A 6,592-nucleotide genomic window follows, 5' to 3' on the forward strand; every position below is an offset into this window, starting at 1 on the left:
GACCTCCAGCGGCGCCCCCGCCGACGCCGGCGCCCCCGCCGACTCCAGCAGCACCGTGCGGCGCGGCGTCCCGTGCGCCTTGGCCACCTCCGCCAGCTCGGAGGAGACCAGCTTGCGCAGCAGCGACTCCTCGGCGAGCAGCTTCTCCAACTCCTCGATCTGGGCGCGCAACTCGTCGCGCTCGGCCTCCAGTTCGATCCGCGAGAACTTCGTCAGCCGCCGCAGCCGAAGCTCGAGGATGTATTCGGCCTGCCGCTCGGAGAGGTCGAAGACCTGCATCAGCCGGGTGCGGGCCAGGTCCGAGTCGTCGCTGCTGCGGATGATCTGGATGACCTCGTCGATGTCGAGGATCGCGATGAGCAGGCCCTCGACCAAGTGCAGCCGGTCGCGGCGCTTGCCGAGCCGGAACTCGCTGCGCCGGCGCACCACCTGCAGCCGGAACTCGACGAAGACCTCGAGCAGTTCCTTCAGCCCGAGGGTGCGCGGCTGCCCGCCGACGAGCGCGACATTGTTGATGCCGAAGGAGTCCTCGAGCGGGGTAAGTCGATACAGCTGCTCCAGGACGGCCTCGGGGTGGAAGCCGTTCTTGATCTCGATGACCAGCCGCAGCCCGTTCTTGCGGTCGGTCAGGTCCTTCAGGTCCGAGATGCCCTGCAGCTTCTTGGCCTGCGCGAGCTCCTTGATCTTGGCGGTGACCTTCTCGGGCCCCACCAGGTAGGGCAGTTCGGTGACGACGATGCCCATCTTGCGCGGCGTGATCTTCTCGATCTTGGCCGTGGCGCGGGTCCGGAAGGTCCCGCGGCCGGTCAGATAGGCCTCCCGGATGCCGTCGAGTCCGACGATCTTGCCGCCCTCGGGCAGATCGGGCCCGGGCACGAACTTCATCAGGTCATCGAGGCTGCAGTTGGGGTGGGCGAGCAGGTGCCGCGCGGCCGAGATGACCTCGATGAGGTTGTGCGGCGGCATCGAGGTCGCCATCCCGACGGCGATGCCGGTGGCCCCGTTGACCAGCAGGTTCGGGTATGCCGCGGGCAGGACTTCCGGTTGCAGGAACTGGTCGTCGTAGTTGGGGATGAAGTCGACGGTCTCCTCGTCGAGACCGGTCACCATGAGCATGGCGGCGGGTGCCAGCCGGGCCTCGGTGTAGCGGGCGGCCGCGGGGCCCGCGTCGAGGGAGCCGAAGTTGCCGTGTCCGTCGACGAGCGTCATCCGCATTGAGAACGGCTGCGCCATCCGCACCAGGGCGTCGTAGATGGCCTGGTCGCCGTGCGGGTGGTACTTGCCCATCGTCTCGCCGACCACCCGCGAGGACTTCACGTGCCCGCGCTCGGGCCGCAGCCCCAGTTCGTGCATCGCATAGAGGATGCGCCGCTGGACCGGCTTCAGCCCGTCGCGGGCGTCGGGCAGCGCGCGGGAGTGGATGACCGAGACGGAGTACTCGAGGAAGGCGTTGCGCATCTCCTCGCTGACGTCGATGTCGACGACCTGCCCGTCACCGGGGTCGTTCGGATCCTTCGGCGGTCCGCTCTCGCGCGCCATACGTTCGTTCACTCTCTTCGCGTGGGCTCGCCCCGCTCGCCGGGTCCCGCCGGCGCGCCGGTCAGGACTCGGCCGCGGAGCCGGTCTGCCCGGCATTCTCGCTCAGGCCGGCCTCCGGTCCCGCAGGGGCCACGCCGAAGCCGCCCCAATGGACGTAGTCGGAGACCGGCCGCCGCGGACGCGTGCTCGCCGACCCGCCGACCCGCCGCTCCTCCTCCCCGAGGGCGATGACCCCGATCAGGTCCAGCCCGGCCGGGACGCCGAAGGCGTCCTTGACCGCTGCATGCCGCGGGCCCGGCACCCCGAAGAAGAGCGACCCGAGCCCCGCCTCGGTCGCCCCGAGCAACACGATCAGCGCGCCCATCGCCGTGTCGGTGAGCCAGTAGGGCACCGGCCAGTCCTGCTCGGCCGGCGGTATGCCGCCCTTGTCGGCCCCCCCACACCCCCGCCGGTAAGCGTCCTCGTCGGCGAGCACGAGGACGAGGACGGGGGCCCGCCGCACCCCGGCGAGCCAACCGGTGCGCGAGTCGGGCTGGTCGGGGCCGGCCGTGGCCCAGAAGGTCTCGCGTTCGGCGGGGGAGCGGAGCACGACATACTCCCAGCCCTGGCTGAAACCCGCGCTCGGTGCCCGGCCCGCCAGCTCGAGCAGATCGGCAACCACCGACTCGGGCACGGCTGCGTCCGCCCGGAAGCGCCGCGTCATACGGCGGGCGCGCACCAGCCTGGCGAAATCCACCCCGACAGTCTGCCAAGCCACTCCCGGGCCCGGCGGCCGGCATGGAACTATGGAGCCATGCCCGATGATGCGCTGCCCCCGGCATACCCCAGCGAGTGGGAAGCCGACGTGGTGCTGCGAGATGGCAGCGTCGGCCACGTCCGACCGATCACCCCGGCCGACGAGGAGCGCATTCGCCGCTTCCACGCGGGGCAGTCGGCCGAGTCGATCTACCTGCGCTTCTTCGCGCCGCTGAAGGAACTCAGCCCGCGCGACCTGCACCGCTTCACCCACGTCGACTATTCCGACCGGGTGGCGCTGGTGATGATGCACCGCGACGACATCATCGGCATCGGCCGCTACGACAAGATCGACCCCACCACCGCCGAGGTGGCGTTCAACATCTCCGACCACTACCAGGGCAAGGGCATCGGGTCAGTGCTGCTGGAGCACCTCGCCGACATCGGGCGTGACGACGGGCTGACCAGTTTCGAGGCCGAGGTCCTGCCGCAGAACCACAAGATGCTCGCGGTGTTCGCCGACGCCGGCTATATCGTCTCCCGCCGCGTCGAGGACGGCGTCGTGCAGGTCCACTTCGACATCGAGCCGACCGAGAAGTCGGAGTCGGTGCGCCTGTCGCGGGAGCACCGCGCCGAGTCGATCAGCATCTCGGCGTTGTTGGCGCCCAAGGTGATCGCCGTCGTCGGGGCCGGCCGCACCGAAGGGTCGGTCGGCCACGAAGTGCTGCGGCACCTGCGCGACGGCGGGTTCACCGGCGAGCTGTATGCCGTCAATCCCGGCGCCGACGAAGTCCTCGGGATCACGTCATACCCCACCGTCAGCGCGATCCCGTCGCACGTCGACGTGGCCGTGGTCGCCGTGCCCGCCGATCAGGCGATCGCGGTCGTCGAAGACTGCGCGGGCGCGAATGTCCACGGGCTGGTGATCATCTCGGCCGGTTTCGCCGAGGCCGGCAAGGACGGCCAGAAACTCGAACGTCGCCTGTTGCGGCTGGCCCGCGACAGCGGCATGCGCATCGTCGGACCGACCTCGTTCGGTCTGATCAATACGGCCGAATCGGTGTCGATGAACGCGTCGCTGGCGCCGGCCATGGCCCCGGCGGGCCACCTCGGGCTGTTCGCGCAGAGCGGCCCACTCGGCATCGCCGTCCTCCAGTCCGCCGGGCGCCGCTCCCTCGGCATCTCCACGTTCGCCTCCGCCGGCAACCGGCTCGACGTCTCCGGCAACGACCTCATGCAGTACTGGATGGACGACGATCGCACCCGCGCCGTCGGCCTCTATCTGGAATCGATGGGTAACCCCCGCAAGTTCTCCCGCATCGGGCGCCGGCTGGCGATGACCAAACCGGTCATCGTCATCAAGGCCGGCGCGTCCAAATTCGGTGTGCCACCAGGGCATCGGGCCCGCGTGAGCGAGGTCGACCCGGGGGCCTTCACCGCGATGCTGACGCAGGCGGGCGTCATCCACGTCGACAACATCCACGAGATGTTCGACGTGGCCCAGATCCTCATCCACCAGCCCGAGCCCAAGGGCCGGCGGGTGGCCATCGTCGGCAACTCGGTGCAACTGTCGGCCCTGACCGCCCAGGTCGCCGAGAGCCAGGGCCTGCAGATCACCCACGGACCGGCGAGTGTCGATGCCGAGGCGCCGCTCGACCAGTTCGCCAAGCAGGTCCGCAAGGCGCTCGCCAATGACGAGGTCGACTCCGTCGTCGTGTGCTTCACCCCGCCGCTGCGGCGCGGCGAGGACGAAGCCGTCGCCATGATCCACGACCTGGCGGCGGACACCGACAAGACCGTGGTCGCGACGATGATCGGCACGCGTGGCCTGATGTCGAGGGATGCCCCCACCCAGCCGGTCACGGAGACCGCCGACGACGCCGGACCCGACCGGCAACTGCCGCTCTATATGACGCCCGAGGACGCCGTCCGCGCCCTCGCCAAGGCCACCCGCTATGGCGAGTGGCGCCGCAAGGACAAGGGTATGCCGCTCTCCCGCAGCGGAATCGAGCGCGGCAAGGCGCAGGACATCATCGACGCGCATCTGGCGGAGAACCCCAAAGGCCTGCATCTGAGCCACGAGCAGGCGCAGGAACTCCTCGCGGCCTACGGCATCGACCTGTGGGCGCGCACCATCGTCGCCTCGGCCGGGGAAGCCGTCGCGGCCGCCGAGACGCTGGGCTATCCCGTCGTGGTCAAGTCGCTCTCGCCGATCGTGCGCGGCCAGGCCTCCCTTCAAGGGGTGCGGGTCGACCTCGGCAGCGCGACCGCGGTGCGGGAGGCGTTCGAATCCCTCGATGCCCGGCTCGCGGCATACGACCGTGGCCAGTTCGCCGTGCAACGCATGGCCCACCCCGGCGTCTCGACCGTCGTCACCGGCACCGAGGACCCCCTGTTCGGGCCCGTGGTCACCTTCTCCGTCGCCGGGCCCGCGCGGGACCTGCTCGAGGACATCGGCTACCGCATCCCGCCGCTCAACGACGTCGACGTCGCCGAACTGATCGACTCCATCAAGGCCGCGCCACTGCTCGGCGGCTACAAGGGGGCCCCGCCCGTCAGCCGCGGGGCGCTCGCCGAACTCATCGGCCGGCTCTCGATGCTCTCCGACGACATGTCCGAGGTCGCCTCGGTGATCCTCAACCCGGTCGTCGCCCACCCCGGCGGGGTCGACGTCCTCGGCGCCGAGATCGAACTGCAGCACCCGGCCAAACGCAAGGACAGCCGGCGACGCAAACTGACATGAACCCCACGAAAGTCGGCTCTCGGACGCGCGCGTTTAGAGTTGGGGTATGTCGGTTCGTTCGTCATCGCCCGCGCCCTCGGTCCTGCCCGGACCCCTGAAGGCCGACATCGAGCGTGCCGGCTACTATCCTGCGCTCGTCACCGATGTCGTCGCCGAGGCGCTGGCCGGCGACAACGTCGTCTCCCACCTGGTCCATCAGGAGACGACCTTCGACCAGGACGCCATTCGCCGGCACGTCACGGTCATGGTCCTCACCGAGACCCGCCTTGTCATCGCCCACGCCGACGATCACACGGACGACCCGCACGGACTGGAGGATGTCGCGACGGCGACCACGGAGTGCATCCCGCTGCGCTTCGTGCGCGGCATCATGCTCACCCACGTCGTGCCCGACCCACGCCACTACGTCCCCGGCACGCTCGGTCGCGAACTGACCCTGACCCTCGGCTGGGGCACCGTCTCCCGCGTCGACCTGCTGCCCGCGACATGCGGCGACCCGGCCTGCGACGCCGACCACGGCTTCGACGGCACCATCGCCTCCGACGACCTGGTCCTGCGCATCTCGGCGGACGCCGACGGCAACCGCCCGCTCGGCCAGGCGCGGGAGTTCGCCGCGGCACTGTCTGCGCGGATCGGGCGCTGACCCTCCCGACGATGTCCGGAGCCGACGCCCCCCGACCGCCCGACCGCCCCCCGGGGCTGCACCCGCCGAGCTACCGGCATACCAGCCTCCCGCAGGTGCTTCCGGCCGTCGCGGCCTCGCTGGGGTATGCCGTGGGGGAGGGCCGCGCCGGTGACCTCACCCTGGCGCCTGCGCGCAGCGCCGTCGTCGTGCTCCTCGACGGGCTCGGGCTGGAACTGCTGCGGCGACGTGCGGGGCACGCGCCCTTCCTCCGGTCGCTGCTGCCGACCGGGACCGAACTCGCCTGCGGCTTCCCGGCCACCACGGCGACCTCCCTCGCCTCCCTTGGCACCGGACGCGCGCCTGGCGAGCACGGCCTGCTGGGCTATCAGGTGGCGATCCCGGAGACGGGGCAGATCTTCGACCACCTCTCGTGGGAGAACGGGCCTGATCCTGTTGCGTGGCAACCTGATCCGACCATCTTCGAGCGGCTCGCGGCGGAGGATGTCGCGGTCGTGCGCATCGGGCTGCCGCGGTTCGACGGTTCCGGGCTGACGACGGCCGCCCAGCGCGGCGGCCGGTTCGTCGGAGCGAACTCGCTGTCGGCCGGCATACGCGCCGCTGTGCGGGCGGTGACGACGAACGATCGCGCCCTGGTCTATCTGTACTGGGGCGACATCGACCGCACCGGCCACATGCTCGGAGTCGGTTCGCCGGAGTGGACGGCGGTGCTCGAGGACGCCGACGCCCAGTTGCGCCGGCTTGCGGAAGCCCTGCCGCGGCATACCTCCCTGACGATCACCGCGGACCACGGCATGATCGACGTGCCGTTCGAGGAGCGGATCGATCTGGCGACCGACCCCGAACTGGACGCCGGCGTGCGGGCCATCACGCACGAGCCTCGCGCGCCGCACGTCTACTGCGAGCCCGGCGCCGCCGCCGCCGTGGCGGGG

At 70.5% G+C, this 6,592-nt stretch carries 5 protein-coding genes; 3 read left to right on the forward strand and 2 right to left on the reverse strand.

Going from position 1 to position 6,592, the window contains the following annotated elements:
• Together BN11_RS08880 and BN11_RS08885 are read right to left on the reverse strand one after the other, a co-directional pair.
• On the reverse strand, window positions 1–1,539 hold a 1,539-nt coding region (locus tag BN11_RS08880), incomplete at its 3' end, for a DNA gyrase/topoisomerase IV subunit A (RefSeq protein WP_048696744.1).
• A 61-nt stretch (window positions 1,540–1,600) separates the two neighbouring features.
• Complete coding sequence (locus BN11_RS08885) at window positions 1,601–2,275, reverse strand: nitroreductase family protein (protein ID WP_083433634.1); 675 nt, start codon at window positions 2,273–2,275, stop codon at window positions 1,601–1,603.
• Window positions 2,276–2,332: 57 nt separating this feature from the next.
• Here BN11_RS08885 and BN11_RS08890 point away from each other — a divergent pair, with 57 nt between their 5' ends.
• From BN11_RS08890 to BN11_RS08900, 3 genes are all read left to right on the forward strand, one after another.
• Entirely contained in the window at window positions 2,333–5,017 is a 2,685-nt protein-coding gene (locus BN11_RS08890) for a bifunctional acetate--CoA ligase family protein/GNAT family N-acetyltransferase (RefSeq protein ID WP_048696750.1), read from the forward strand.
• A 46-nt stretch (window positions 5,018–5,063) separates the two neighbouring features.
• Window positions 5,064–5,660: a DUF5998 family protein gene (locus tag BN11_RS08895; RefSeq protein ID WP_048696752.1), complete on the forward strand. Its 597-nt coding sequence runs from the start codon at window positions 5,064–5,066 to the stop codon at window positions 5,658–5,660.
• 11 nt (window positions 5,661–5,671) lie between these two features.
• The coding region (locus BN11_RS08900; RefSeq protein WP_083433635.1) for an alkaline phosphatase family protein at window positions 5,672–6,592 on the forward strand (921 nt) is incomplete at its 3' end.

The sequence above is a fragment of the Nostocoides australiense Ben110 genome, assembly GCF_001050535.1.
In the GTDB taxonomy this organism is placed as follows: domain Bacteria; phylum Actinomycetota; class Actinomycetes; order Actinomycetales; family Dermatophilaceae; genus Nostocoides_A; species Nostocoides_A australiense.